Source organism: Polaromonas sp. (assembly GCF_012927485.1).
Taxonomy (GTDB): Bacteria; Pseudomonadota; Gammaproteobacteria; order Burkholderiales; family Burkholderiaceae_C; genus Polaromonas.
Window position 1 is genome coordinate 127,116 of record NZ_JABBPC010000029.1, and the last position, 24,606, is coordinate 151,721.

23 protein-coding genes and 1 pseudogene are annotated in these 24,606 nt (G+C 59.2%); 9 read left to right on the top strand and 15 right to left on the bottom strand.

Annotated elements, in window-relative coordinates; all coding sequences use genetic code 11:
• Positions 1 to 20: 20 nt before the first annotated feature.
• The 3 genes from HHJ16_RS11470 to HHJ16_RS11480 form a co-directional block, all read right to left on the bottom strand.
• Positions 21 to 671: a Crp/Fnr family transcriptional regulator gene (locus HHJ16_RS11470; protein ID WP_296900643.1), complete on the bottom strand. Its 651-nt coding sequence runs from the start codon at positions 669 to 671 to the stop codon at positions 21 to 23.
• 373 nt (positions 672 to 1,044) lie between these two features.
• Positions 1,045 to 2,769 (bottom strand): single-stranded-DNA-specific exonuclease RecJ, encoded by a 1,725-nt coding sequence (gene recJ, locus HHJ16_RS11475; RefSeq protein ID WP_296900645.1) that lies wholly within the window; start codon positions 2,767 to 2,769, stop codon positions 1,045 to 1,047.
• A gap of 34 nt (positions 2,770 to 2,803) precedes the next feature.
• On the bottom strand, positions 2,804 to 3,847 hold the full coding sequence (locus HHJ16_RS11480; RefSeq protein ID WP_296900647.1) for a hypothetical protein: 1,044 nt from the start codon (positions 3,845 to 3,847) through the stop codon (positions 2,804 to 2,806).
• 42 nt (positions 3,848 to 3,889) lie between these two features.
• Between HHJ16_RS11480 and HHJ16_RS11485 the strand changes: the two genes are divergently transcribed.
• Complete coding sequence (locus HHJ16_RS11485) at positions 3,890 to 5,146, top strand: lipoprotein-releasing ABC transporter permease subunit (protein WP_296900649.1); 1,257 nt, start codon at positions 3,890 to 3,892, stop codon at positions 5,144 to 5,146.
• A 4-nt stretch (positions 5,147 to 5,150) separates the two neighbouring features.
• Positions 5,151 to 5,858: a lipoprotein-releasing ABC transporter ATP-binding protein LolD gene (gene lolD / locus HHJ16_RS11490; RefSeq protein ID WP_296900651.1), complete on the top strand. Its 708-nt coding sequence runs from the start codon at positions 5,151 to 5,153 to the stop codon at positions 5,856 to 5,858.
• 102 nt (positions 5,859 to 5,960) lie between these two features.
• Here lolD and HHJ16_RS11495 read toward each other — a convergent pair whose 3' ends face one another.
• Positions 5,961 to 6,092 carry a GDCCVxC domain-containing (seleno)protein gene (locus tag HHJ16_RS11495; RefSeq protein WP_296900652.1) on the bottom strand — a complete coding sequence of 44 codons (132 nt, stop codon included), beginning with the start codon at positions 6,090 to 6,092 and terminating at the stop codon, positions 5,961 to 5,963.
• Between the two features lie 306 nt (positions 6,093 to 6,398).
• Between HHJ16_RS11495 and HHJ16_RS11500 the strand changes: the two genes are divergently transcribed.
• Together HHJ16_RS11500 and HHJ16_RS11505 are read left to right on the top strand one after the other, a co-directional pair.
• Positions 6,399 to 6,836, top strand: coding sequence for a universal stress protein (locus HHJ16_RS11500; protein WP_296900654.1), 438 nt, complete (start codon positions 6,399 to 6,401; stop codon positions 6,834 to 6,836).
• A 53-nt stretch (positions 6,837 to 6,889) separates the two neighbouring features.
• A pseudogene (locus tag HHJ16_RS11505) lies at positions 6,890 to 7,228 on the top strand (polyphosphate kinase 2); the annotation flags it as partial.
• A 64-nt stretch (positions 7,229 to 7,292) separates the two neighbouring features.
• Here HHJ16_RS11505 and HHJ16_RS11510 read toward each other — a convergent pair.
• From HHJ16_RS11510 to HHJ16_RS11535, 6 genes are all read right to left on the bottom strand, one after another.
• The gene (locus tag HHJ16_RS11510) at positions 7,293 to 8,048 is read right to left on the bottom strand and encodes an SDR family NAD(P)-dependent oxidoreductase (protein ID WP_296900656.1); all 756 of its coding nucleotides are present in this window, start codon (positions 8,046 to 8,048) and stop codon (positions 7,293 to 7,295) included.
• 55 nt (positions 8,049 to 8,103) lie between these two features.
• Positions 8,104 to 8,751: a pseudouridine synthase gene (locus tag HHJ16_RS11515; protein WP_296900795.1), complete on the bottom strand. Its 648-nt coding sequence runs from the start codon at positions 8,749 to 8,751 to the stop codon at positions 8,104 to 8,106.
• 90 nt (positions 8,752 to 8,841) lie between these two features.
• A complete protein-coding gene (locus HHJ16_RS11520; RefSeq protein ID WP_296900658.1) occupies positions 8,842 to 9,138 on the bottom strand; it encodes a VF530 family protein in 297 nt (98 codons plus the stop codon).
• 16 nt (positions 9,139 to 9,154) lie between these two features.
• The gene (locus tag HHJ16_RS11525) at positions 9,155 to 9,298 is read right to left on the bottom strand and encodes a hypothetical protein (protein WP_296900660.1); all 144 of its coding nucleotides are present in this window, start codon (positions 9,296 to 9,298) and stop codon (positions 9,155 to 9,157) included.
• 210 nt (positions 9,299 to 9,508) lie between these two features.
• Positions 9,509 to 10,810, bottom strand: a complete 1,302-nt coding sequence (locus HHJ16_RS11530) for a cytochrome c (RefSeq protein WP_296900662.1) — start codon at positions 10,808 to 10,810, stop codon at positions 9,509 to 9,511.
• Positions 10,807 to 11,517: a c-type cytochrome gene (locus HHJ16_RS11535; RefSeq protein ID WP_296900797.1), complete on the bottom strand. Its 711-nt coding sequence runs from the start codon at positions 11,515 to 11,517 to the stop codon at positions 10,807 to 10,809. The genes HHJ16_RS11530 and HHJ16_RS11535 overlap by 4 nt, the downstream gene beginning before the upstream one ends.
• A gap of 364 nt (positions 11,518 to 11,881) precedes the next feature.
• Between HHJ16_RS11535 and HHJ16_RS11540 the strand changes: the two genes are divergently transcribed.
• The 3 genes from HHJ16_RS11540 to HHJ16_RS11550 all read left to right on the top strand — a co-directional run bounded on the left by HHJ16_RS11540 (position 11,882) and on the right by HHJ16_RS11550 (position 14,982).
• The gene (locus HHJ16_RS11540) at positions 11,882 to 12,040 is read left to right on the top strand and encodes a hypothetical protein (RefSeq protein ID WP_296900664.1); all 159 of its coding nucleotides are present in this window, start codon (positions 11,882 to 11,884) and stop codon (positions 12,038 to 12,040) included.
• Positions 12,041 to 12,051: 11 nt separating this feature from the next.
• A complete protein-coding gene (locus HHJ16_RS11545) occupies positions 12,052 to 13,905 on the top strand; it encodes a DEAD/DEAH box helicase (RefSeq protein WP_296900666.1) in 1,854 nt (617 codons plus the stop codon).
• A 171-nt stretch (positions 13,906 to 14,076) separates the two neighbouring features.
• On the top strand, positions 14,077 to 14,982 hold the full coding sequence (locus tag HHJ16_RS11550; protein WP_296900668.1) for an alpha/beta hydrolase: 906 nt from the start codon (positions 14,077 to 14,079) through the stop codon (positions 14,980 to 14,982).
• 16 nt (positions 14,983 to 14,998) lie between these two features.
• Here HHJ16_RS11550 and HHJ16_RS11555 read toward each other — a convergent pair whose 3' ends face one another.
• Positions 14,999 to 15,976: a GMP reductase gene (locus HHJ16_RS11555; protein WP_296900670.1), complete on the bottom strand. Its 978-nt coding sequence runs from the start codon at positions 15,974 to 15,976 to the stop codon at positions 14,999 to 15,001.
• A 212-nt stretch (positions 15,977 to 16,188) separates the two neighbouring features.
• Positions 16,189 to 16,920, bottom strand: coding sequence for a hypothetical protein (locus HHJ16_RS11560; protein WP_296900672.1), 732 nt, complete (start codon positions 16,918 to 16,920; stop codon positions 16,189 to 16,191).
• Positions 16,921 to 16,941: 21 nt separating this feature from the next.
• On the opposite strand from HHJ16_RS11560, the gene HHJ16_RS11565 reads away from it, so the two are divergent.
• Positions 16,942 to 19,392, top strand: coding sequence for a UvrD-helicase domain-containing protein (locus HHJ16_RS11565; RefSeq protein ID WP_296900674.1), 2,451 nt, complete (start codon positions 16,942 to 16,944; stop codon positions 19,390 to 19,392).
• A 27-nt stretch (positions 19,393 to 19,419) separates the two neighbouring features.
• Here the strand turns inward: HHJ16_RS11565 and HHJ16_RS11570 are convergent, their stop codons facing one another.
• Genes HHJ16_RS11570 through HHJ16_RS11580 form a run of 3 tightly spaced genes read right to left on the bottom strand, consistent with a single transcriptional unit; the run spans position 19,420 to position 21,604 of the window.
• Positions 19,420 to 20,226 carry a BPSS1780 family membrane protein gene (locus HHJ16_RS11570; RefSeq protein ID WP_296900676.1) on the bottom strand — a complete coding sequence of 269 codons (807 nt, stop codon included), beginning with the start codon at positions 20,224 to 20,226 and terminating at the stop codon, positions 19,420 to 19,422.
• Between the two features lie 37 nt (positions 20,227 to 20,263).
• Positions 20,264 to 21,214: a homoserine kinase gene (locus HHJ16_RS11575; RefSeq protein WP_296900678.1), complete on the bottom strand. Its 951-nt coding sequence runs from the start codon at positions 21,212 to 21,214 to the stop codon at positions 20,264 to 20,266.
• Positions 21,215 to 21,250: 36 nt separating this feature from the next.
• Positions 21,251 to 21,604 carry a hypothetical protein gene (locus HHJ16_RS11580; RefSeq protein WP_296900680.1) on the bottom strand — a complete coding sequence of 118 codons (354 nt, stop codon included), beginning with the start codon at positions 21,602 to 21,604 and terminating at the stop codon, positions 21,251 to 21,253.
• 153 nt (positions 21,605 to 21,757) lie between these two features.
• Here HHJ16_RS11580 and polA point away from each other — a divergent pair, with 153 nt between their 5' ends.
• Complete coding sequence (gene polA / locus HHJ16_RS11585; protein ID WP_296900682.1) at positions 21,758 to 24,598, top strand: DNA polymerase I; 2,841 nt, start codon at positions 21,758 to 21,760, stop codon at positions 24,596 to 24,598.
• Positions 24,599 to 24,606: the final 8 nt, after the last annotated feature.

Genomic DNA, 24,606 nt, shown 5'->3' on the forward strand with positions numbered 1-24,606 from the left:
GCTATTTGATAAATAGCAAATTAAGCAGGTAGGGCGGCGGCTATGGCGCGCAGCGCAGCGCTGTCGCGGATGTGGATGTGCTCGCGCGCCAACTCGACCCATCCTTCCCGTTCGAATCGACGCAGCAGCCGCGAAACGATTTCGCGCACCGTACCCAATTCGTCCGCCAGCACCTGGTGGGTGAGCGCCAGGTCCTGCCCACGACCCAGCAAGCAGGCTGCCAGCCGCTGGTCCAGCTTCTGAAAGGCGACGGCATCGATCAAACCTGTCAGATCCGCCATACGTTCGGCGAACAGCCCCAATACGTCGTTGCGGAAAGCGGGGGTCTCGAGCCACTGAATGAACATCGGCGGCGGTATCAGCAGCAAGGTGGTGGGTTTGGTGGTAACGCCGTGGGCCAGCAGTCGTTGGCTGCGAAACAGGCTGGCACTGGAAACCAGGCAGAGCTCACCGGGGACAACCCGATACAGCTCAAGCGACCGCCCGTCGCTGGAATGGCGCGACACTTTCACCTCGCCTTCCAGCACCATCGGAAAACCCCGACAAATCGCGTTTTCGTCAAAAAGCACACCGCCCACCGCCACCGTTAAGGGGCCGACAGATGGACCCAGGTCGGCCAGCGTGGGAACAACGTGCGCAAGCGCGGGATAAAGCGCGACGGGGTCGATCATTCAGGCAGTGTACCGGCCCGTTCGATAGCTCCTGCAGCGCACCCCGAAAAAAGCGTGACCAGATCGCCGCGTCTGGTAGCACTTAACTGGGGTGAGGGTTGGTTCCCGGCACTTCGCCGCTATGAATCAACTGGCCTCCTACCCAAGCTTGCTACGCTTGGCTTCAGCGTAAGCCGAAATAAGACAGGACTACGCCGATGATGACAACAAGTCCGACGATGTAGATGATGGTGTTCATAAGGTGCTCTTCGGGGTGTTGTTTAACGCAAGTTGATGAAATTTTCGAAACTTGATCGTTAACGCCCTGACTTCGCCCGGCTGTAGGCAGACACGCCCAAAAGTCGTCGGACTCTTGCGATGTCCCCATTCAGGCCTAAAGTTCCGCGCCTTCCACCAAAAAGCGCACCCGCTTGACGCCTTGCCACTCATCGGCATCTAGCCGAAAGGCCAGTTTTACGCGAGCCGGTAAAGATTCGGTGTGGCCAAACCAGATCCCGTCCACCGGTTGGCCTTGGTGTTTGAGTTTGAGTGCCAGGTGTTTTTCGCCCACCAGCCGCTGCGAGACTATCTCAACTACTTCGCTAAAGGTGGGTGCCGCAAAACCTTGTCCCCAGACTTCTTGGTGCAGTGCGTCGACGAGATCGACGCGCCGGTATTCTGGCGCCAGTGGGCCATCGGTGTCCAGGCGCCGCGTCAGGGTCGCGGCGTCCAACCATTCGCTGGCGACTTGTTGCAGCGCCTGCTCAAATGCCCCGAAGTTTTCTTCGGCGATCGTACAGCCGGCGGCCATGGCGTGGCCGCCAAAGCGCAGCAACACGCCGGGCTGTCGTTTGGCCAACAGGTCCAGCGCATCGCGGAGGTGAAAGCCGGGAATCGAACGGCCCGAGCCTTTGAGTTCATGCCCCTTGCCCGGCGCCTGGCTGGCGGCAAAAACAAAAGTTGGCCGATGCAGCTTGTCCTTGATACGCGAGGCCACGATACCCACCACACCTTCATGAAACTCGGGATTGAAAATCGCGATGGCTGGCGGGGGCTCCTCATCCTCGTCAATCATCGCGTCGGCAGCCAGTTGGGCTTGCTCGCGCATGCCCGACTCAATGTCTCGGCGTTCGCGGTTAATGCCGTCGAGCAGGGCGGCCAGTTCGCTAGCACGCGCCCCGTCATCGGTGAGTAGGCATTCAATGCCCAGTGTCATGTCGCTGAGACGGCCCGCTGCATTAATGCGTGGTCCGAGCGCGAAACCGAAGTCAAACGTCGTTGCCATAGGTGCATGGCGTCCTGCGGCCGCGAACAAGCTGGCAATGCCAGCGGGCAGGGCCCCGGCCCGGATGCGCTTGAGCCCCTGCGCGACCAGGCGGCGGTTGTTGGCGTCTAGCTTGACCACGTCGGCCACGGTGCCGAGCGCCACCAACGGAAGCAGGGTATCGAGTTTGGGCTGCGAACTGGCATCAAATAGTCCGCGCGCTCGCAACTCGGCGCGCAGCGCAAGCAGCACATAGAAAATTACACCGACCCCGGCGATTGATTTACTCTCGAAGCGGCACGCTGGTTGGTTGGGATTGACGATGACATCGGCGGACGGCAGTACCACTTGCCCGTCTTTAAGCGCGGGCAGGTGGTGGTCAGTGACTAAAACCTGCATGCCCAGCGCTTTAGCCCGAGCCACGCCGTCGACGCTGGCGATGCCGTTGTCTACGGTTACCAGCACGTCGGCGCCGCTGGCGCTGACGCGCTCGGCAATTGGCGGTGTCAGGCCGTAGCCGTCAAGCACCCGGTCCGGTACCAGGTAGCTGACCTGTTTGGCACCCAGCAGTTTTAAGCCCCGCAGCGCCACGGCGCAGGCGGTGGCGCCATCGCAGTCGTAGTCGGCCACCACACAGATTTTTTTATCAGCGGCCATGGCGTCGGCGAGTAGCTGGGCAGCTTCCCGGCTTCCCTGCAAAGAGGCGGGCGGCAGCAGTTTGGCCAGCCCATCGTCGAGTTCGTCCATTGAACGGACGCCGCGCGCAGCATAGAGCTGTGCCAGCAGCGGGTGAATGCCTCCCTGCTGCAGGGCCCAGACGCTGCGCGGTGGCACGTCGCGTACCTGTATTTTCATGGGGGCTAGTTTAAAACTTCGTTTGCCAAGATTTTTATAGCTGCCGCAGCAGGTCCAGTGTGCGTACGGGGGATAAGCGACTTGAAATTCTCGCGAAGAAGCCACGCTGTATGGTTTCAAAGGTATGGGCGCTGCGCTCCCCGCACAGCGTCAGTCGCACGAACTCGCCCCGACGCTGTCGAGCCAGTAGCGGAGCGACCTCGGCGGCATCCAATGCCTTCCAGGCCTGCGCATAAGCGGTCCAGTCATCGCAAAAAGCCGCCTGCGCCAGCGTGCGGGGCACACGGACGGGCTCTCTTTCCCTTTGGGAGCGGCTTTGGCTGAGCGTACCTGTGCCGCTAAGCCAGAAGGAATTGACCGGCAACTGCCGAAGATCTGCCCGTGCATCGTTCACGGGGTGGGTGTAAAGCAGCATCTGCATTTCGTTTTGCAGCCGGCGCATTGTTCTGGCGCCGCCCTCAAACGGGGTAGCACTTGCCAGGGGCGGATTGGCTTTACCTTCGGCAGCGCCGGCGCCGGGCAGCCAGGCATCCACGCTGCGGCCAAGCACCCGGTCAAGCGACGCCGTGGGCAGGTTGCGGAACAGTTCGCCTTCTGCCAGCCAGCGTTCGGGCGCAAGGTAGTGAAGCCTGATGCCATCGGTTTCAAAATAAGGCTGCATCGCCATGAGCAGGGCGCGGGACTCATTTTCAGTTAAAGCCAGCGCTGCCGGATCGGTCAGAATCGCGTGTTCGCGGCCCATCGCCCAGTGGCAGAGAGTGACCCAGGCCCAGGCTTTGTTCTCGCGGGCCTGCAGGCGCTCAGGCAGGTCCCCGGCTGCCCACGGAATCAGTCCATCTGGCACGCCTTCGACCGCCAGCCCTTCCGCACGGGCCAATGCCCGCTCGTGAGGGGGCGACAAGGTGTGGGCGTCTGCCTCATCAATGTGCACGCGCTTCATGCCCCGCAGCAGTTCCGTTAAGTGCTGAAAGCTTTCAGGCGGTTGCGCCTGCAGGGTGGGCAGCCAGCTTTCTGCGCTGCAGGCCGCAAAGGGAATCAACAGGTGTTCGGACGGGCGAGTCGATGAAATGGCGGACATGGCGCTTATTGTCAAGCAGTCGGGGATGCCACAATCGGCGCTATGCAAATTCCCTACGAGCTGATTTTGGGCTGGCGCTATACCCGCGCTGGCCGCACCACCCGGCGCAACGGCTTTATTTCCTTTATTTCGGGCGTGTCCATGTTGGGCATTGGGCTCGGTGTGGCGGCGCTGATCATTGTCTTGAGCGTGATGAACGGATTTCAGAAAGAAGTTCGTGACCGCATGCTGGGCGTGATCTCGCACATCGAGGTGTTCGCCCCCAACGGTGGCGCATTGCCCGACCCGCAAAAGACCCTGGCCGAGATCAAGGCCAATCCGCAAGTCGTGGGCGCCGCTACTTTTATTGGCGCGCAGGCGCTGCTGGCACGCGGCGAAGACATGAAAGGCACCATGGTGCGCGGCATCGACCCCGCGCTTGAAGGGCAAGTAACCGACCTTGCCGTGCAACTGAAAAATACGGCCTTTCCCAAGCTCGTCAGTGGTGGATTTGGCGTGATCCTGGGCGGCGAGCTGGCTCGATCGCTGGGTGTGCGCGAGGGCGATACCGTCACGCTGATTGCGCCTAGCGGCCAGATTACCCCGGCGGGTGTGCTGCCGCGCCTCAAGCAGATGACCGTGGTGGGCACCTTTGATTCGGGCCACTTTGAATATGACTCGGCGCTGGTCATGATGCATCAGGATGACGCCGCCAAAATTTTTCGGCTCGAAGGACCGACCGGCATCCGAATCAAGCTCAAGGACCTGCACCAGGCGCGGGAAGTCGCCCTTGAGTTGTCCAAAAGTCTGAGCGGCGACTTGCTTATTCGCGACTGGACGCGGCAGAACAAAAACTGGTTTACCGCAGTGGAGCTTGAAAAACGCATGATGTTCATCATTCTCACGCTGATCGTCGCGGTGGCCGCCTTCAACCTGGTCAGTACGCTGGTCATGACGGTGACCGACAAGCGCGCCGACATTGCGATTCTGCGCACCTTGGGCGCCAGTCCCAAAAGCATCATGGGAATTTTCATGGTGCAGGGCGCCATGGTCGGCGTGATTGGAACCTTCTCCGGTCTGTTGCTGGGACTGGGTATCGCGGTCAATATTGACGTGATCGTGCCCGCGCTGGAGCATTTGCTCAATGCCAGCTTTCTGCCCAAAGACATCTACCTCATCAGCCGCATGCCGAGTGACCCGCAATACGCAGACATCATGCCGATCGTCGTCATCTCCCTTGTGCTGGCATTTTTGGCAACGATTTATCCGAGCTGGCGCGCCAGTCGAGTGAACCCGGCGGAGGCCCTGCGTTATGAGTGAGCTGATGAATAACGCTGTCAATGCAGCGCAAGCTGAAGTGGTGCTTCGGGCCACCGGCCTTACCAAACGCTTCACCGAAGGCCGCCTTAATGTGACCGTGCTGCAAGGTGTCGACTTGCAGGTGCATCGCGGTGAAACGCTGGCCATCGTCGGGGCGTCAGGCTCAGGCAAGAGCACCTTGCTGCACCTCATGGGCGGGCTTGATGCGCCGACCAGCGGCCAGGTCGAGCTGAAAGGGCGAACGCTTTCAACGCTGTCAGCCGCGCAGCAAGGCCAGTTGCGTAACCAGCATCTCGGTTTTGTTTACCAGTTTCACCACCTGTTGCCGGAGTTCAGCGCGCTTGACAACGTTGCAATGCCGCTATGGATTCGACGTCAAGACCGCGTGCAAGCTGGGCAAGTCGCCGCAAAGATGCTGGCGGATGTGGGGCTTCAAGATCGCCTCCATCATCGTCCTTCCGAACTTTCGGGCGGCGAGCGCCAGCGCGTTGCGATTGCCCGTGCGCTAGTTACCAGGCCCGCTTGCGTGCTGGCAGATGAGCCGACCGGCAATCTCGATCGTTCCACTGCCGACGGTGTCTTTGCATTGATGTTGCAACTCGCCCACGAGCATGGCACGGCGTTTGTGCTGGTCACGCACGATGAAGCGTTGGCCGCGCGCTGCGGGCGCCAGTGCAGGCTGGTGTTGGGGCGGTTGTCGGAGGGGGGCTAGGGGCACTGCGAGGTTCGGCGTGAAGGGTCTGTCCTGATTGGGTCGGGGGCAGCCGCCAAGCCCTTTCCCAGTCTCCTGAATCGGAGGGCAAGGGACAGATCTTTAGGAGCAGTCCACGCAGCAATCGCCTACTTTCGGCTTCAGCAACGCATGGCATTGATCGCATTCGCTGAACCACTGGCAAGCGTCGGTCGGCATCGTTTCAGTCTCGACGTGACCGCAGTGGGGGCGCATCGCTTTGAGGCGTATCTAGTCGACTCTCGGTCAACTCTTCTCAGCTTGCGGGCCGCAGGTGGTTCTGTAAAGTGCCGGTTGATTTCCTCGCCGCAGCAGGCTTGAGAAGCCCAGTTTTGGAGTTCCTGTTGCGCGATGGGCTGGCGAGTGGCCAAATTCGCTTGGCAGTTGTCCGCCGGCGCCCTGCGGTGCAAAGATCTGTGACTGATTCGGGGTAGGATATTGCACGCGATCGCTAGTGGCGGGCATTGACTGGGCAACGGTTCATGCCTGAGAACCTTTTCATGGCTTTAAGGAGTTTTCATCATGTTCAAGCACCTTCTGGTTCCTGTAGATGGCTCATCTACCTCAAGCCAGGCCATCGGAAAAGCGATCGCCATCGCTGAGGCGTTCAAGAGCACGGTAACCGTCATCTATGTGATCGACCCTTACGCTTTTACCGGGGTCGGAACGGATTTCTCCTACGGTCAGGCCGAATACCTCAGTGCGGCCACCGCCGAAGCCGAGGAAGCGATCAAGGCCGCGAAGCAATCTTTTGAGGAACATGGCATTGCCGTGACTGGATCGATCGTTGAAGGACATGCGATCTATCGTGGCATCCTTGAAACTGCGGAAGCCGTGAAAGCGGATCTGGTCGTCATGGGCTCTCATGGACGCCACGGACTGGAAAGACTCGTGCTGGGCAGCGTCACGGCCCAAGTGCTGTCGCATGCACATTTTTCGGTGTTGGTCGTTCGCGAATAAGCCGGGCGCGCTCGTTGATGCGGCGCATCCGCCGCGATCTGATCGACAGCTACGACGAAGAGCAAAATCTCCGTTTTCCAAGCGGCATCCACGACCCGCTCGAGCAGTGGAAACTCAGCCCCATGAGCCTAAAGTCCCGCCGGCGTTGGGAAGAGCACACCCGGGCCAAGGAAAGCATGCTGGAGCGTACCCACATTCCGGAGGCGCGTTGGTGGGTTGTGCAGGCGGTTGACAAGAAGAAAGCCCGGCTGAACTGCATTCACCATCTCCTGCAACAAATGCCGTGCCAGGAAACCGAGCATTTGCAGCTTGTGCTTCCGGAGCGGATTCGCCATGAAGACTATGGGCGGCATCCGGTTTCGAAAAATTTCGTGGTGCCTCAAGTTTACTGAGTGGCCTCGGCTGTCCTGGTTTCGGAAACTGCTGCTGGTACCAATACAGGGCGTATAAACAGTCCTAATCCCTGATGTCCGCAACCGGATGCGATCCAAAGTCGGGCCGCGCTAGATAACTCAACACGCGGCGTGCGGCTTCTTCAGGCGATGTTAGCTGCCCGCCGCTTTTGAGTTGCAAAAAATTATCCCGGTCGGGGAAAGCCGACCCGTCTGCGCCGCGCAACTGCGCCTGCATGTCGGTGTCAATCACGCCCGGCGCCAACGAGCAGACTTTGGCGCCCGTCGACTTCTGCGCTTCGTCCAGGGCCAGACAACGGGTGAAATGATCGATACCGGCTTTGACCGCACAATAGGCGGCTTGGGAAGCCATGGCTCGGCGCCCCAAACCTGACGAGATGTTAAGCACCTTGCGTTCGGCCCGCCAGCTTTCGGTGGCACGCAAAAACACGGCCGTGAGTTGCATCGGGGCCTCCAGCCCGACGCGCAAAGTCCTTGCGAGGTCGGCAGCGTCGGCTTCGCTAAGGGGGCCGATACGCGGAATGACGCCAGCGTTGTTGATGAGGGTCGCGCTGGTCCAGGCGTCGTCGCCTTGCTCGTTCAGCCAGTTTTCCAACCGCACGCTGAGTGCAGCACCTTCGGCCAAATCGTGGGTCCATTGCAGCACGGTAGAACCAGCGCGCTCAGCGTGCTGCGCCAGCGCATCCGAAACGCTGCGCGAAATGCAAAGCACCGTGTGGCCTTGGCTGAGTAATTGGCGGGCAATTGCAAGACCCATGCCGCGCGAGGCGCCGGTAAGTAGAGTGAGATGCTGCGTCATGCCTTGCATGTTAGCGGCAGGGTGGCCAGCCTGCAATCGATAACGCCGCGCCCAACTAAAAGTCGGGTGCACTTTGAAAAGACAGCAGCCTGCCGCTGCCTGGATGCGTAAGCCGCAAGGCAGCGGCATGGAGCAGCAGGCGGGGCGCCTTGGCCTGCACGTTTTCAGGGGCATACAGGGTGTCCCCCAGTATCGGATGACCGAGCGCCTGCAAATGCACGCGCAACTGATGCGAACGGCCTGTGACCGGCTCCAGTTCGACGCGGGTGCTGTTCGTGATCCCGTCATACTCCATCGCCCGCCACCGGGTCTGGCTCGGTTTGCCGTGGGTCCTGTCAACAATTCGCAGGGGCCGATGCGGCCAGTCCACAACGATGGGCAGATCGATCAGCCCCCAACCGTCGGGGCTTTGCAGGCGGGGCAGGCAGTCATTCACGACCGCTATGTAGCGTTTATGGACTTCCCGGTTTTCAAATAATCTACCCAGCGCGCGCTGGGTGGCTAGGTCCCGCGCCATCAGCATCAGGCCCGAGGTGGCCATGTCCAAGCGGTGCACGATCAAGGCGTCGGAGTAGCGCCGTTGCACGCGACTACTCAAGCAGTCTTGCTTGTCTTCGCCGCGCCCGGGCACCGATAGCAGTCCTGCCGGCTTGTTGAACACCAGCAAGCACTCGTCGCCGTAAATGACTTCGACCTCTTCCATTGCGGCGCCAGGACGTGTCGGGTTACTGCGTTGCAGCTGATTGTGCATCATGATGGCCGCCGCCGACGCTTTGGCTTCACCGGGGCACGCTTAGGATCGGGGCGGTGGAAAGTTGTGAACCGGGGGGCTGTCACGCTTGATTTCGCGCAGCATAAACAGATACAGGCTCTCTACTTTTTCACGTGCCCAGGGCGTCTTGCGTAAAAACTTCAGGCTCGATGCCAGGCTGGGGTCGCTGGTAAAGCAACGAATGGCGATACGCTGCCCCAAGTTCTCCCAACCATAGTGATCCGCCAAAACCGTGACGATGGTTTCCAGGGTGACGCCGTGCAGCGGGTTGTCCGGCTGCCGTGCGGCATCTGGATGCGCAGCAGATGAGTCAGACATCACAGCCACGAACCGCCTACTTGTTTTTCAGCTTGCCCCGTAACGGCACTTGCGTCACCACCGTCGGGCGGACAGCATCGGGCGACACGGTTTTGGGCGGTGACGTGTCCTTCTTGGGCTTCTTGACCATTTTGCTGGTGTTTTGCTGACCTTTTGCCATGGTTTTCTCCATTAGTTTATGGACCGATTATCGGTGCAAGCAACGGCTTGACGGCTATGTTCGGACAATCATTCCCAAAAATCTGAGCAGAAGCGTTGTCCTGAAGCTGCCAGGTATCAGCGACGGGTGGGCAAGGGCCCCTACACCCGTGTGGGCCGGTGGCGGTGCGTGACTTCAGCGCTTCCTGGGCCAATACTGCAACGCGTCTGTTCATGGCGCCCGGTTCGCTCGGATTCGGTTCACTTCCAGGGCGGTGATTTCGCTGGCCTGGTTGCCCCAGGAATTGCGGATGTGCGTGAGCACAGCCGACAGTTCATTGTCCCCGAGCACCAAGACAAAGGGCGGCATGCCGAAAGGCCGTGGATTGCCTTCGGTGGCGGGCGAGAAGCCACCGTTGAGCACAATCTGCACCAGATTTACGGTCGATTTCATGACCACGGCACGATTTCCGGCGAGCGCGGGGTAAGCATTGGCCACGCCCTGGCCGGCATCGCCGTGGCATTGCGCGCAATAGTGTTCGTAAAGCTTGGTACCTTTTGCTGCAGTGGCGGACGACGTGGTGGGGGCGGCAGCGGTAGGCGCGTCAAGTGCGTCGGATCGCGTGAGCGGCTTCGGGAGCTCTTTTAAAAACTGGGCCATCGCGCCCAGGTCTTCGAGGCTCAGGTACTGTGTGCTGCGAAGTACCACTTCGGTCATTGGACCGGCCACTGAGGCGCGTGCCGACACGCCGTTTTTGAGCAAGCTCACGATGTGCGCCCGATCCCAATCGCCCACGCCCACTTCGTGCGGGGAAGTCAGTGACGGCGCGTACCAGTTCTGCATCGGGATCAAGCCACCGGCCAAATCCAGCCCTTCGCTGGTCGCACCCAGCGCGTTGCGTGCGGTGTGGCAGGCGCTGCAGTGACCCAAACCCTTGATCAGGTAAGCGCCTCGATTCCATTCAGCGTTGCGGCTGGCATCCGGTTGGTACACGCCGGGACTGAAATACAGGGCACGCCAAACTGCCAGTGCGGCCTGCGATTGATAAGGAAAGCGCAGCGTGTTGTGCTGGTTGGGCTGCGCTACCGCAGGCAGACTGCCAAGGTAGGCGAAGAGTGCATCCGAATCTTCCCGCGTCACCTGGGTGTAGTTGGAGTACGGGAAGGCGGGGTAGAGCAATCGACCGCTTTTTGAGCGTCCGTTGTGCATGGCCCGCCAGAAGTGTGCGGATGACCAGCTTCCCAAACCAGTTTTCTCATCGGGCGTGAGGTTGGAAGTGAACACGGTTCCAAAAGGCGTTTCGATACCGCGACCCCCTGCATAGCTCTGACCGCCCCGTGCGGTGTGACAGCTCGCGCAATTGCCGGCACGTGCCAGATAAGCGCCCCGGGCAATCAGGTCGGAACTGAGCCCAGCGGCGGCTCTTGGCGCATTCAGATCACTTTCGTCACGTACATTCAAGGTCCATATCAGCGCTGCTGCGCCAGCGATCAGCAAGCTCAACCCAAACACGACCTTGACCATTTTGTTCATTTCGGATCTTTCCGTTGAGCGGTGACGGGCGCGCTTCCGCAGGTCATCGCCGTGGCGCCTGGCGCAAGTGCCGGAAGGGCCGGAAGGGCCGCTGCGGGCTTGGTGCTGGTAGGCAAGGGTTGTGCGGCCACCCAGCTAGATACTGCATTGATGTCATCCAGAGTAAGGCGAGACACGACTTCTTTCATGCAGTCGGGCGCTTGGGCACCACGCTGACCGGTCTTCCAGGCGCCTAACTGTGCGTTGAGGTAATCGTGCGGTAGCCCCAACAGGCCCGGAATGTCCGGTGCAACGCCCGTCATCGCCGGACCATGGCATTGCACGCAGGCCGGGATACGCCGCTCGGCGTCGCCCTGGGTCACCAGGCGCTGGCCTCGACGCAATACATCCGCCGAAGCCGTCGCGGGCAGCGGGGCGGGGTAGGGTACCTCCAGGCGGGAAAAATACTGCGCAATTTCCAGTAGGTAGGCGTCGCCTACCGGCCCATCCAGCGGTTCCAGCAATTGCGTCATGAGGCCGTAGTGGCGACGCCCGTCGCGGAAATTAAGAAGCTGGTGGTAGAGATAGCCCGCCGGTTTACCGGCCAGACGTGGGTAATAGCCATCCGGTGCCGCGCGGCCCAGCGTGCCATGGCAGGCGGTACAGGCCATGGCACGCTGGGCAATAGTGTCTTCAAAAGATGCGGCGGCCATTACCGGGTCTGTCATGGCGCCTGCCAGGCTGCAGGCGATTAAGAAAAACGCGGCAAGCCTGCGCGTCAGGGAATCTAGCGGGGTCGTTGTCATGAGGGAATCATGCCTCACAAAGTCTGCTTTCACAGTGGCGGGCTGGGTGCAACTTGAGTGGCAAAAGTGAAAGTGATCTATTTTTGAACAACACCTCATCAAACCGCGTAGCTGGCGAGCGCATGGGATTCTGGAACGTAAAGCAGTTCACGCCCGGCTGGTTCGGATCGCAGTGGCGCATAAGCTGGGTGAGAGAACCGACTAGCGCGAATCCGCAAACCGTGCCATAATCATGGGCTTGCAGTTGCACGGTGTGTGCTGCATTTGTACATCTACCTCACACTTTTTGACTCTCTTGAAAGAGTCAATGCTTCAGGCTCTTTTTTCGCCTAAAGCGCATATTCGTTTGATGGTTGATGTTTTATTAACCATGAACGAAGCCTTCTGCATCGCGGGAGGTGGAGTTTCCTGTCCTTCGCCAAAAGCGTTGCGTGCAGGTGATTAGTGAGAATAAACATGACTGACTCTTTTGAGGCTCGCGGCGACTTTTTGCCTGAAGCCATTGCCGACACGGCGCCCGATGCCGATTTCAACGTGATTCCTGACTTTTCCGACGCCCCGGTTGCTGAAGCAACGTCGCTGGAAGCGATTGCTCCTCAGCCCAACGGCTTTGTGAAGCTGGGTCTCGCCAAGGAACTGCTCCAAGCCGTGGCGGATATGGGTTTTACCCAGCCGACTGCAGTGCAGCTGGCTACCATCCCCAAAGCCATGCAGGCGCTGGACGCTGACCCCAAAGCGGCCAAATTCACCGACCTGCAGGTTTCCAGCCAGACCGGTAGTGGCAAAACCGCGGCCTTTTTGCTGCCTGTGTTGCACACCCTGCTCATGCAACAAGTAGAAGCCGAGCGCAATGAACGTGCTGAATTTGAACGCCACAGTGCGGAAGCCATCGCCAGGGGCGAAGCGCCTCCGAAAAAACCGAAGCGCAAAGACCCGACGAACGCCCGCAACTTCAAAGCGGCCACACCCGGTGCGCTGATTCTTTGCCCAACCCGCGAGTTGGCCCAACAGGTTTGCGCCGACGCGATTGATCTGGTTCGACATTGCCGTGGCCTGCGCATTGCCAACGTGGTTGGCGGCATTCCTTACCAGCTGCAAATTGCCAAGTTGCAAAATGCCGACCTGGTGGTAGCCACGCCTGGCCGTTTGCTGGATCTGCAGCGTAGTATGCAGATCAAACTGGATCAGGTGCAGTTCCTCGTGGTCGACGAAGCTGACCGCATGCTTGACCTCGGCTTTGCCGACGATCTGACCGAAGTCAACCAGCTGACGATTGAGCGCAAGCAAACCATGATGTTCAGTGCCACCTTTGCGCCGCGCATCATGCAACTCGCCACCCGCGTGATGCGTCAGCCGCAGCGCGTGGAGATCGACTCCCCACACGAAAAACACGCTTCGATCACGCAATCCTTGCTGTGGGCCGACAACATGACCCACAAGCGCAAGCTGCTGGATCACTCGCTGCGCGACACCACCATCAACCAGTCCATCGTGTTCGCCTGTACGCAGGTCGAATGTGATGGCTTGGCCAACGATTTGGTGCAAGACGGCTTTAGCGCTGTGGCGCTGCATGGCGCTTTGGGCCAGGGTCTTCGCAACCGCCGCTTGATGGCTTTCCGTGACGGCCGCGTCCAGATTCTGGTGGCAACCGATGTGGCTGCCCGCGGCCTGGACGTGCCGACCATCACCCACGTGATCAACTACGGCCTGCCAATGAAAGCGGAAGACTATGTGCACCGGATTGGCCGTACCGGCCGTGCCGGGCGCGCTGGTCAGGCAATCACTATTGCCGAGTTTCGCGACCGTCGCAAGATTCAGGATATCGAACATTACACGCAGCAAAACCTCAAACCCAGCGTGATTGCCGGGTTGGAGCCACAGCAGCGCTTCGCACCAACCTCCGAGCGCCCCCGCGGTAATTTTGGCAATGGTCCTGACCGTGGCGGCCGTAGTTTTGGCGGCGGTGGTGGCGGTTTCGCTGGCAGAAGGCCTGCCGGCGGCGGCTTCGGCGGCAACCGTGATGACCGTGGCGGCTCCTTCCAGGGTCGGCCCGCGCCTCAGGGCAATGGTTTCGGCGACCGCAACTTTGCAGATCGTGCGCCTCGCCGGGAAGATGATCGCGGCTTTGGCGGCGGCAATAGCTTTGCGCCACGCGAAGACCGTCACTTTGGCGCTCGCAACGAAGGCTTCGCACCACGTCCTGATTTTGCAAATCGTAAACCCGGTTTTGCCAAACCAGCTGGAAAAGTGTTTGTGCCCCGCGATGCAGCCAAGAAGGCTGGCAAGTTTTCAAAGCCGGTACGTGACTGATCAGTTTTAATTAGCCTCGGCGCTAAAAGGCCGGTACAGACCGCAAGGTTTGTACCGGCCTTTTTTCATGGGTCGGACAAATACCCACGGAGGTCGGGTCGGTTTTTTTATTCCGGAAGAAGCCAGCTGTGCCAAGATGCAACTCCGGACCAAAATTTTGAAAGAGCTCCCATGAAAAGCACCGAGCCCGTTTGGGATACTCAATGGCTAGACCGTATGTACAACAACCGGGCTTTGGTACCCGACTATGCGGAGCACTTCACGCGCTGGACCAGAGAGTCCGAAAGTGAGCGCAAGGGCTTGCCTTGTCATCTGGACGTCCCCTACGGCCACAACGTCGGTGAGACCCTGGATATTTTTCCGCCCAACGGATTCAGTGCTGGCGCCGCCGCTCCGGTGAAGCCTGGTGCGCCGGTGCTGGTGTTTATCCACGGCGGATACTGGCGTTCTCTGGGCAAGGTTGATCATTCTTTCTTGGCGCCGCATTTGACACAGGCCGGTGCCTGTGTGGTGATGCCCGACTACGCGTTGTGCCCGGCAGTGACCATTCCTGAAATTGTCTTGCAGATGGTCGAAGCATTGGTGTGGACCTGGCGTCACATTGCTGACTATGGGGGTGACCCGCAGCGCATCACGGTCGCGGGCCACTCCGCCGGCGGGCACTTGGCGGCCATGCTGCTGGCCTGCGACTGGAAAGAGCATGCGCCTGATCTGCCGCCAGACCTTGTCAAGAAGGCGCTCTCCATTTCAGGCTTGTACGATCTGGAGCCGCTTCGCCACACACCCTTTCTTCAGAATTTGAAGTTGACGCCCGAACATGTCCAGCAAGCGAGCCCGGCTTCGCTGTCGCGTCCTGGCCAGGGCACGCTTCACAGCGTGGTGGGGGCCGACGAAAGCGACGAATTTTTGCGGCAGAACTTATTGATACGGCAGGCGTGGGGAAGCAAGACCGTGCCAGTGTGCGAATCTCTGCCGGGGCTCAACCATTTCAGCGTGCTGGAAGCGCTGACCGAGCCCTCCCATCGTCTGAACCAGTTGACGCTCGAGTTGCTCGGCCTTGGCCCGCAGCCGCGCTAGCCTTCACCGGTCTGAATTACATCCGCAGATGTTCACCCGCGTTGTCGCCGCCCAAGATCACGTAGTTGACCTTTCGGATGTCCATGAGCCTTACCCCCCCCGCATAGCTGATGGCGCTCTGAATATCTTCCTCCATCTCGCGCAGCGTGTCTTCAAGGCTGCCCTTGACCGGCTCCAGAATGCGCTTGCCCTCGACGTGCTTGTACTCACCCTTATTGAAGTCCGAGGCGCTCCCGTAATATTCTTTGAAGAGCTTGCCGTCGACCTCCACCGGTTTCCCAGGGCTTTCTTCGAGGCCTGCCAGCATGGAGCCGATCATCACCATGGTGGCCCCAAAACGCACTGATTTGGCGATGTCGCCGTGCTCGCGTATGCCGCCATCGGCAATGATGGGCTTGGTCGCCACGCGCGCGCACCACTTGAGCGCCGACAGCTGCCAGCCGCCCGTGCCAAAGCCAGTCTTCATTTTGGTGATGCAGACCTTGCCGGGGCCAATGCCCACCTTGGTGGCGTCAGCGCCCCAGTTTTCGAGGTCAATCACGGCTTCTGGCGTGCCCACGTTGCCCGCAATAACGAACGCGGCGGGCAGCTTCTTCTTCAGATAGCGGATCATTTTCTGCACCGTATCGGCATGGCCGTGCGCCACATCAATCGTGATGTACTCGGGCACCAGATCCAGCTCTGCCAACTGGTCTACCGTGTCGTAGTCGAGCTTTTTAACACCCAGCGAAATGGATGCGTACAAGCCTTGTGCTTTCATCGATTTGGTGAATTGAAGGTTGTCCAGGTCAAAACGGTGCATCACGTAAAAATACCCGTTCCGGGCCATCCAGGCGCAGATGTCTTCGTTGACCACCGTTTTCATGTTGGCCGGTACCACCGGTATGCGAAAGCTGCGCCCTCCAAGTTCTACAGAGGCGTCACATTCGGAACGACTTTCCACGCGGCACTTGCGCGGCAGCAGCAGAATGTTGTCGTAGTCGAAAATTTCCATGATGTCCCAAGCTCCTAAAAAACTGTTGATAAACAGAAGGCGCTTGGATTGGACCGGCTATTGTTTGCAAGCCATCACCCCTAAGGGCAATGCTTGAAACAAAAAACCGGGCGCAATTGCTTGGGCCCGGTGGCCGATTCTAGGCGTTCAGGCGGCCCGGCGCGATGGTGATCCTGATATACCCGTTATAGGCGAGCCGGATTTGCTGCAATTCAGGTCGGTTTGCAGCGCGACTGCGCGGCCGCCAAGATATGGCCCCTTTCGTCTTCCACCCAACCAATCACGCGCAGGCGGTTTGGGTCGGTGCCCGATGGAATGCTCATGGAGCGCGCTTCAAAAAAACGACTCTGATCTGTTTTTAGGCGCTGGTTGCGCACGCCCCATGAGGTCTGAATGACGTTGCGGACCAGATTTCTCTCCACAGGCGAACCTTCGGTGCCCGCTGGCAGGGTCTCGACCAGGGCGAGCCAAGCGTTTAAGCGCTGACGCTTCGCCAGCACCGGAATGGGGCTGAGTTCGATGGACGTTCCGAGATAGTCATTTAACGGCAAACCGTGTGAAACACGTAGCGTGGTGCCCCGGAGTTCCTTCACCGAATGGAGGCTGGTTTTGACCTCCGCCGGACGGCTTTCGCCCAAGGCTTCCAGCCGGGCCAGCGCGTCGCGGCTGGCTACTGCGGACAGTGGGGCATCGTCCCCTTTGCTACCGGGAACGACCCAGTCCAAGGCGATTTGGCCGACACTCGGTTGAGGCGTGGCCGGGTCGGACCAGCAGTGCTCGCAATCTGCGTTCATAAAGCGCTCCAGGAGCTGCACCGACCGGGGCTGGCCGTCGCTGGCGCAAAACGACTGAGCCTGTGCGCTGCGCAGCGGTGCCAGCCCTGCCAAGGCCGTGAGCAGGCAGGTCATAACGAGGGCTGAAGCATAAGGAGGAAACGGTTTCATCGGGGCTTTCTACAATGAGGGATGTTCTCAGAAGTCGCGCCAACATCTCCCCTCTTACAAAATCTTAATCCAGAGCAGCTGGCCGCGGTGACCTTGCCCGCCACCCATGCTCTGATTCTCGCCGGGGCGGGCTCTGGCAAGACCCGGGTGCTCACTACCCGCATCGCCTGGTTGCTGCAAACAGGCCAGGTTTCGCCCGGCGGTATTCTAGCCGTGACATTCACCAACAAGGCGGCCAAGGAGATGCTGGTGCGTCTATCCGCCATGTTACCGGTCAATGTACGCGGTATGTGGATTGGTACTTTTCATGGCCTTTGCAATCGCTTTTTGCGGGCGCATTACAAGCTGGCCAATTTGCCACAGAGCTTCCAGATCTTGGACACCCAAGACCAGCTGTCTGCCATCAAGCGGCTGTGCAAGCAGTTCAACTTGGATGATGAGCGCTTTCCACCGAAGCAGCTCATGCGCTTTATTGCTGCTTGCAAGGAAGACGGCCAGCGGGCCAAAGACGTGCCGGTTCGCGACGAAGAGGGGCGAAAAAAGGTCGAGATTTATGCGCTTTACGAAGAGCAATGCCAGCGTGAAGGCGTGGTGGATTTTGGCGAACTGATGCTGCGAAGCTATGAGTTGCTACGCGACAATGTCTCGGTGCGCGAGCATTACCAGCGGCGCTTTCGCCACATTCTCATCGATGAATTTCAAGACACGAACAAGCTGCAATACGCCTGGATCAAGATGTTGGCGGGGCAGGGCGCAGAGTCGCCACAAGGGGATCAAATGGTTCCCGCTATGCCGGGCGGTTCGGTGATTGCAGTCGGTGACGACGACCAAAGTATCTACGCCTTTCGGGGCGCTCGCGTGGGCAACATGGCCGACTTTGTGCGCGAGTTTCACGTTACCCACCAGATCAAACTTGAACGCAACTACCGCAGCTTCGGCAACATTCTGGATTCTGCGAACGAGTTGATCAGCCATAACAGCAAGCGACTGGGTAAAAACCTCCGGACCGAGGCTGGCCCTGGCGAGCCGGTTCGGGTGTACGAATCCACCAGTGACTTCGCCGAAGCGCAATGGTTTGTCGAGGAAGTACGCCAGTTGGTACGTGACGGCACCGAGCGCAAGGAAATTGCGCTGCTGTACCGTAGCAATGCGCAAAGCCGGGTGATGGAAACGGCGCTTTTTAATGCGGGCGTGCCGTATCGGGTATACGGCGGCCTGCGCTTTTTCGAGCGTGCCGAAATCAAGCATGCGCTGGCCTATTTGCGCCTGCTGGAGAATCCGCACGACGACACCAGCTTCATGCGCGTGGTCAACTTTCCGCCACGCGGCATCGGTGCGCGCAGTATCGAACAGCTGCAGGACATTGCGCGGGGTGCTGGCTGCTCGCTGCATGATGGGGTCAGCGCCGTGGCGGGCAAGGCGGGCGCCAATTTGGGGGCTTTTGTCGCCAAGCTGGATGTTTTGCGAGAGCAGACCAGCGGCCTCACGTTGCGCGAGATCATCGAACTGGTGCTGCAACACAGTGGGCTTGAAGAACATTACAAGACCGAAAAGGAAGGCCAGGACCGGCTGGAGAATTTGTCCGAGCTTGTGAACGCCGCCGAGTCGTTCGTCAGCCAGGAAGGTTTTGGCCGCGACGCCGTGGCTTTGCCGGTGGACGAGTTGGGCGGGCGCCTCACCCAGTCGCCCGCCAGTCAGGGGCTGGATCCGTCCGCGCCTTCAGGCATCGAGCTTCCTCCGGAATTTTTGGCACCCGACACCGACACCGGTGAGACGCTGTCGCCACTGGCGGCTTTCCTCACGCACGCTGCGCTGGAATCCGGAGACAACCAGGCCCAGGCGGGTCAGGACGCGGTGCAGCTGATGACTGTGCATTCGTCCAAGGGCCTGGAATTCGACTGCGTATTCATCAGCGGGCTGGAAGAGGGCCTGTTTCCGCACGAAAACTCAATCAGTGACCACGACGGTCTGGAGGAAGAACGCCGACTGATGTACGTGGCCATCACCCGCGCTCGCAAGCGCTTGTACCTCAGCCACTCGCAGACCCGCATGTTGCACGGGCAGACGCGTTATAACCTCAAAAGCCGGTTTTTTGAAGAGTTGCCGGAAGCCGCGCTGAAATGGATCACACCGAAGAATCAGGGCTTTGCTTCTGGTTTGGGGCTGGCGGGAAGTGGCTGGCAGGGCGCTGGTAATGCAGCGGCGGGCGCTGGCCGCTCAGACTGGGCCAGCAGTGTTTTTTCTTCAAAATCAGCCAGTTCGGATCGGTTTGCAAGTCCACCGGTTCCGCCGCAGCGCAATCCGCCCGCGCATGGACTGAAATCCGGTATGGCAGTGTTTCACGCCAAGTTTGGTGAGGGCAAGGTGCTGATGCTCGAAGGCAGCGGTGACGACGCACGCGCACAAATCAATTTCACGCGACACGGCGTGAAATGGCTGGCTTTGACTGTGGCCAAACTGACGGTGGTTTAGGCCCTCGGTGACATGATGATGGGGCACTTACGGGATATTGGTAGCCGGGTCAAGAGGTAACTCGTCGGAATGGGGCGGTACAAAACTGTCGCGAAACGTGAAATAAATCGACGTAAAAAACATCGCCACAATCACCAGGCCGATCGGAAACATCGCCGCGGTCGCTACAGCAGGGTTGCCGACCAGACTGGCAATCAGCGACACCAGGACGACGGCGAGGACAAAGACCCCGGTCCAGGCCAGCCCGAACACGGTGAACGCCGCAAAGTTTTTGTAGCAGGCCATAAAGCTGAAAAACAGGCTCTTGACCGGCGATACACCGTGCCAGTGCACGAGCGCAGGGGCATGCCAGAACAGCAGGGACAGGGGCAGGTAAAGTCCCATCGCCACCCACATCGCCATTTGAAAGCCGCTTTGCAATACCAGCTCTTCGGTGATGGCGCCACCCACAAGATAGAGCTTGGCAAACTGGCCCCCGTCAAACAGCGCTGACACCCCCATTAGGCTTAAAAAGCCAGCAGCATAGAGCGCGCCCAGCACCATCATGGCCCGCATCCGCTGTCGGCCGGCACGAAACGCACTGATCAAAATAGAAGGCATTGGAAAGTTGCCTTTGGTGGTTTCCTGCGTGGCGGCCATTAGTCCCAGCGTGGCAGCCGGCAACAGGCCCAGTGCCAGCGCCGCGCCTACAAACGGCACCAGCGATGCGACCGAGAGCAGCGCCATGAACATAAAGAACAGGCCCGACATGGCCAGCGGCTGCTTTATGAAAGTGGTGATGCCAAGCTTGACCCATGTCAGGCCGGTGCGCGCGGGAACGATATTTAGTTTCATGAGACAACGCCGGGAAATGGCCCGGATTTTCAGTAAGTTATAGGCGGTAAGGGTGAAGCAGCAACTCGCGCAACACACGTTCAAAATGGCCCGGATCGTGCGCTTTCAGCACCGCCGCCTCGCGCGGCAATTGAAAATCCCACAGCCGCGAAATCCAGAAGCGGAGTGCTCCTGCGCGTTGCAACGCCGGCAGCAAGGTGCGTTCTTGCGCCGTCAAAGGGCGCACGCTCTGGTAGGCGGCCATGAAAGCGTCGGCACGCGCCGCGTCTTGAACACCAGTAGCCACATCGATGCACCAGTCATTCAGACAGACACCGATGTCAAACAAAAGAGTATCGCAGCCGGCAAAGTAAAAATCAAAAAAACCGGTGAGTTTGCCGTGTTCGAACATCACGTTATCGCGAAACAAATCCGCATGAACAACGCCTCGTGGCAGACTGCGGTAGGCAGAGGATGCCGCGATATGGTTCTGGTAGGCCAGCTCCCCGAGAATCAGGCTGCGCTGGTCTTGAGTCATGAGCGGTAGTACCACGGGCACGGTGTCATTCCACCAGTTCAAACCGCGCAGGTTGGGCTGCTGCCGGGGGTAGTCCTGCCCAGCCAGATGCATGCGAGCCAGCATCTCACCAACGCCAGAACAATGCGCGGGTTTGGGGGCTAGTTCACTGTGGCCGCGCAGTTTGTTGACCACGGCGGCAGGCTTGGTTTTGAGCTGGTGCAGGATGGCACCTTTGGCATCCGCGACCGGGTCCGGCACTGGAATACCCCGCATGGCTAAATGCTTCATGAGGTGCAGATAAAACGGCAACTGCTCAGCGGACAGGCGCTCAAACAGTGTCAGCACGTACGAACCGTCGGTCGTGTCTATGAAGTAGTTGGTGTTTTCGATCCCGCCTGCAGCGCCCTGGATGCATTGCAGTTCCCCTAAATTCAAGGGGCGCAAGAAATCAGCAGCCTCGTCAAACGAGACTTCGGTAAATACGGCCATGCCTGAGATGGAACCCTGTGACTAACGACTAAAAATTTAAAACTTCAGAACGTTCCAGACCCGCGAGCCGTTCGTGTCACCGCTCGCTGCAGCCGGTGCATTGCCTCGGGCACCTTCTGCGGGCTTCACTTCGTAAGCGGGAACGTCGGTTTTGGGTTGGACCGTGATTTTCTCGGTCTCGCCGCCTACCCGCAACTCGTCAATGCGGGAGCCAGCATCCTCGGTTCGGATGTGCTGAATGGCGCGATCCGGACGCGTCGCATTGGTTGGCGCTTTGGCCCCCTTAGGTGTCTCGGCGTTTTCCGCCGGCACCTGTGTTTGCGCCACTGCGGCGGCCATGGGCAAAATGGCAAAAGCAGCGAAAAAGAGGGGGAGAAGAGCGTTTTTCATGTTTCTATTGTAGGCTGGCCAAGCCTCGCTGACAAAGGGTTTGGCAAGGCGGGCGCCGTCTTTTGAGCGCTTTCAAGGTGTTGCCAAAGAGGGTCACAGCGGCCTCCTGGCGGGTCTGGAGCAGTTGGCCGATATCCCCGACAATCTGGCCTTATGAGTTCTGACAACAAAACACTTCTGCTGGTAGACGGCTCCAGCTACCTCTACCGGGCTTTTCATGCCATGCCTGACTTGCGCGTCAGTCCGGGCGACCCTGACAGCCCGGCCACGGGAGCCATCCGCGGCATGATCAACATGATGCAAAAGCTGCGAAAGGATGTACGCGCCGATTACGCCGTCTGTGTGTTCGACGCGAAGGGCCCGACATTTCGCGATGCGCTGTACCCCGAGTACAAGGCCCAGCGCTCGGCGATGCCGGATGACTTGCGCAGCCAGGTCGAGCCGATTCACGAAGTGGTGCGCCTTTTGGGTTGGAAAGTGCTGGCCGTGCCTGGCGTAGAGGCCGACGATGTGATTGGGACGCTCGCCTGCATGGCGTCGCGGCAGGGGATCGCTGTCATTATTTCCAGCGGCGACAAGGACTTGAGCCAGCTGGTCGATGAGCACATCACTGTCATTGACACCATGAACGACCGCCGCCGCGACTTGGCCGGCGTAGAGGCCGAATTTGGCGTGCCGCCGCGTTTGATGGTGGACTATCAGACCCTGGTTGGCGACGCTGTGGACAACGTTCCCGGCGTTCCAAAGGTGGGACCCAAAACCGCCGTGAAGTGGTTGCTGGAGTACGGCTCGCTGGATGCGTTGGTGGCACGTGCCAGCGAGATCAAAGGCGTGGTCGGCGACAACCTGCGCCAGTCGCTGGACTGGCTGCCCAAAGGACGTGCCTTGTTAACCATCAAGAAAGATTGCGATCTGATGGATTACATCGATGGCCTGCCTGCTATGGAATCAATAGCTATAGGTGGCCAGCAGACGGATGCACTGAAAGTTTTTTACGACAAATATGGATTTAAGGGGCTGGTTCGTCAAATCGACAGCGAAAGTACCTCCCCTGAAATGATTGGCGGACCCGACGGGCGCCATGCAGCGGCGCGCTCAACGACTTCTACGACCGCTTTGGTGTCTTCGAACGAACCCGGCCTGTTTGACGGACCTGTTTTTCTACAGACGCCGCTAGCGGATCGCGCCACCAACCTCCAGTACGACACTATTGTTACGTGGCAGGATTTTGACAAGTGGTTGGCGAAAATTGAAGCTGCCGAACTGGTCGCTGTTGACACAGAAACCACTTCTTTGGACGAAATGCGCGCCCAGATTGTGGGGTTGAGCTTCAGTGTCACGCCCGGGGAAGCCGCTTATATCCCGCTGACGCACGACTACCCTGATGCCCCGGTTCAATTGCCGCGTGATGAGGTGCTCGCAAGGCTTAAACCCTGGCTTGAAAATCGTAGCAAGCCCAAGTTGGGCCAGCACGTCAAGTACGACCGGCACGTGTTTGCCAACTTCGGCATCGAAGTGCAGGGCTATGTCCACGACACCATGCTGGAGAGTTATGTGCTGGAAGCGCACAAACCACACGGCTTGGCGAGCTTGGCCGAGCGACACCTAGGGCGCAGCGGAATCAACTATGAAGACCTTTGCGGCAAAGGTGTCAACCAAATCAAGTTCAACCAGGTTGATATTGCGAAGGCTGCCGAGTATTCGTGCGAAGACTCCGACCAGACGCTGGACGTGCACCGCGTGTTGTGGCCCCAAATTGAGGCCAGCGAGAAACTGCGTTTTATTTATGAGCTGGAAATTAAAAGCAGCGAGACCCTGTACCGCATCGAGCGCAATGGCGTGCTGATTGACGCACCCACGTTGGCCAAACAAAGCGGCGAGCTCGGCGTGCGCATTTTGCAGTTGGAGGCTGACGCGCACGAACTGGCGGGCCAGCTATTCAATCTCGGTTCGCCCAAGCAGATTGGTGAAATATTTTTCGCCAAACTTGGCCTGCCGATTGTCAAAAAAACCCCGAGCGGCGCGCCAAGCACCGATGAGGAGGTACTTGAAAAACTGGCAGAAGATTACCCGCTGCCCGCCAAAATCCTCGAGCATCGGGGCCTCTCAAAACTTAAAGGCACCTACACCGACAAGTTGGCCCAGCTCGCTAACCCCAAAACGGGTCGGGTGCACACTCACTACGCGCAGGCGGTCGCCATTACGGGCCGATTGTCCAGCAACGACCCGAACCTGCAGAACATTCCGGTGAAAACTGCCGAGGGCCGGCGGGTGCGTGAGGCCTTTGTGGCCCCGCCGGGCTGTGTGATCGCCAGTGCCGACTATTCCCAAATCGAGTTGCGCATCATGGCCCACATCAGCGGAGATACCACTTTATCGCTGGCGTTTCACGATCGCATGGATGTGCATCGCGCGACCGCTGCAGAGGTGTTTGGCGTCGCCACCGATCAAGTTTCCAGTGAGCAGCGCCGTTACGCCAAGGTCATTAACTTCGGTTTGATTTACGGCATGAGCAGCTTCGGCCTGGCGCGCAATCTGGGCATTGACACCAAGGCCGCAGCGGCTTACATCGACAAGTATTTTCAACGCTACCCCGGTGTCAAACGCTACATGGATGCCACCCGGCAACTGGCCAAGAGCCAAGGCTACGTCGAAACCGTGTTTGGCCGCCGCCTGTATTTGCCCGAGATTAATTCGCCGAACGGTCCTCGTCGTGGCGCTGCCGAACGCGCTGCCATCAACGCGCCTATGCAGGGCACGGCCGCCGATTTGATCAAGCTCAGCATGAACAAGGTGCAGCAAGTGCTTGATAGCGAACATCGTGGCACCAAAATGATCATGCAGGTGCACGACGAACTGGTATTTGAAGTGCCCGAGGCTGAAGTCGAATGGGTCAGAACCGAAATTCCGCGACTCATGGCCGGGGTGGCCGACCTGAAGGTGCCGCTTTTGGCTGAGATCGGCTTTGGACCTAATTGGGAAAAGGCGCACTGAAGCGTTGC

Bases quoted from the DNA above. Each gene is read 5' to 3' on its own strand.
- HHJ16_RS11560 (WP_296900672.1), bottom strand. From the start codon at position 16,920: ATGAAACCGTTTCCTCCTTATGCTTCAGCCCTCGTTATGACCTGCCTG.
- HHJ16_RS11495 (WP_296900652.1), bottom strand. From the start codon at position 6,092: ATGCGCCCCCACTGCGGTCACGTCGAGACTGAAACGATGCCGACCGAC.
- HHJ16_RS11575 (WP_296900678.1), bottom strand. From the start codon at position 21,214: ATGGCCGTATTTACCGAAGTCTCGTTTGACGAGGCTGCTGATTTCTTG.
- HHJ16_RS11545 (WP_296900666.1), top strand. From the start codon at position 12,052: ATGACTGACTCTTTTGAGGCTCGCGGCGACTTTTTGCCTGAAGCCATT.
- HHJ16_RS11500 (WP_296900654.1), top strand. From the start codon at position 6,399: ATGTTCAAGCACCTTCTGGTTCCTGTAGATGGCTCATCTACCTCAAGC.
- lolD (WP_296900651.1), top strand. From the start codon at position 5,151: ATGAATAACGCTGTCAATGCAGCGCAAGCTGAAGTGGTGCTTCGGGCC.
- HHJ16_RS11550 (WP_296900668.1), top strand. From the start codon at position 14,077: ATGAAAAGCACCGAGCCCGTTTGGGATACTCAATGGCTAGACCGTATG.
- HHJ16_RS11470 (WP_296900643.1), bottom strand. From the start codon at position 671: ATGATCGACCCCGTCGCGCTTTATCCCGCGCTTGCGCACGTTGTTCCC.
- recJ (WP_296900645.1), bottom strand. From the start codon at position 2,769: ATGAAAATACAGGTACGCGACGTGCCACCGCGCAGCGTCTGGGCCCTG.
- HHJ16_RS11525 (WP_296900660.1), bottom strand. From the start codon at position 9,298: ATGGCAAAAGGTCAGCAAAACACCAGCAAAATGGTCAAGAAGCCCAAG.
- HHJ16_RS11515 (WP_296900795.1), bottom strand. From the start codon at position 8,751: ATGGAAGAGGTCGAAGTCATTTACGGCGACGAGTGCTTGCTGGTGTTC.
- HHJ16_RS11520 (WP_296900658.1), bottom strand. From the start codon at position 9,138: ATGTCTGACTCATCTGCTGCGCATCCAGATGCCGCACGGCAGCCGGAC.
- polA (WP_296900682.1), top strand. From the start codon at position 21,758: ATGAGTTCTGACAACAAAACACTTCTGCTGGTAGACGGCTCCAGCTAC.
- HHJ16_RS11570 (WP_296900676.1), bottom strand. From the start codon at position 20,226: ATGAAACTAAATATCGTTCCCGCGCGCACCGGCCTGACATGGGTCAAG.
- HHJ16_RS11565 (WP_296900674.1), top strand. From the start codon at position 16,942: ATGTTCTCAGAAGTCGCGCCAACATCTCCCCTCTTACAAAATCTTAAT.
- HHJ16_RS11530 (WP_296900662.1), bottom strand. From the start codon at position 10,810: ATGAACAAAATGGTCAAGGTCGTGTTTGGGTTGAGCTTGCTGATCGCT.
- HHJ16_RS11485 (WP_296900649.1), top strand. From the start codon at position 3,890: ATGCAAATTCCCTACGAGCTGATTTTGGGCTGGCGCTATACCCGCGCT.
- HHJ16_RS11580 (WP_296900680.1), bottom strand. From the start codon at position 21,604: ATGAAAAACGCTCTTCTCCCCCTCTTTTTCGCTGCTTTTGCCATTTTG.
- HHJ16_RS11480 (WP_296900647.1), bottom strand. From the start codon at position 3,847: ATGTCCGCCATTTCATCGACTCGCCCGTCCGAACACCTGTTGATTCCC.
- HHJ16_RS11555 (WP_296900670.1), bottom strand. From the start codon at position 15,976: ATGGAAATTTTCGACTACGACAACATTCTGCTGCTGCCGCGCAAGTGC.
- HHJ16_RS11535 (WP_296900797.1), bottom strand. From the start codon at position 11,517: ATGACAGACCCGGTAATGGCCGCCGCATCTTTTGAAGACACTATTGCC.
- HHJ16_RS11510 (WP_296900656.1), bottom strand. From the start codon at position 8,048: ATGACGCAGCATCTCACTCTACTTACCGGCGCCTCGCGCGGCATGGGT.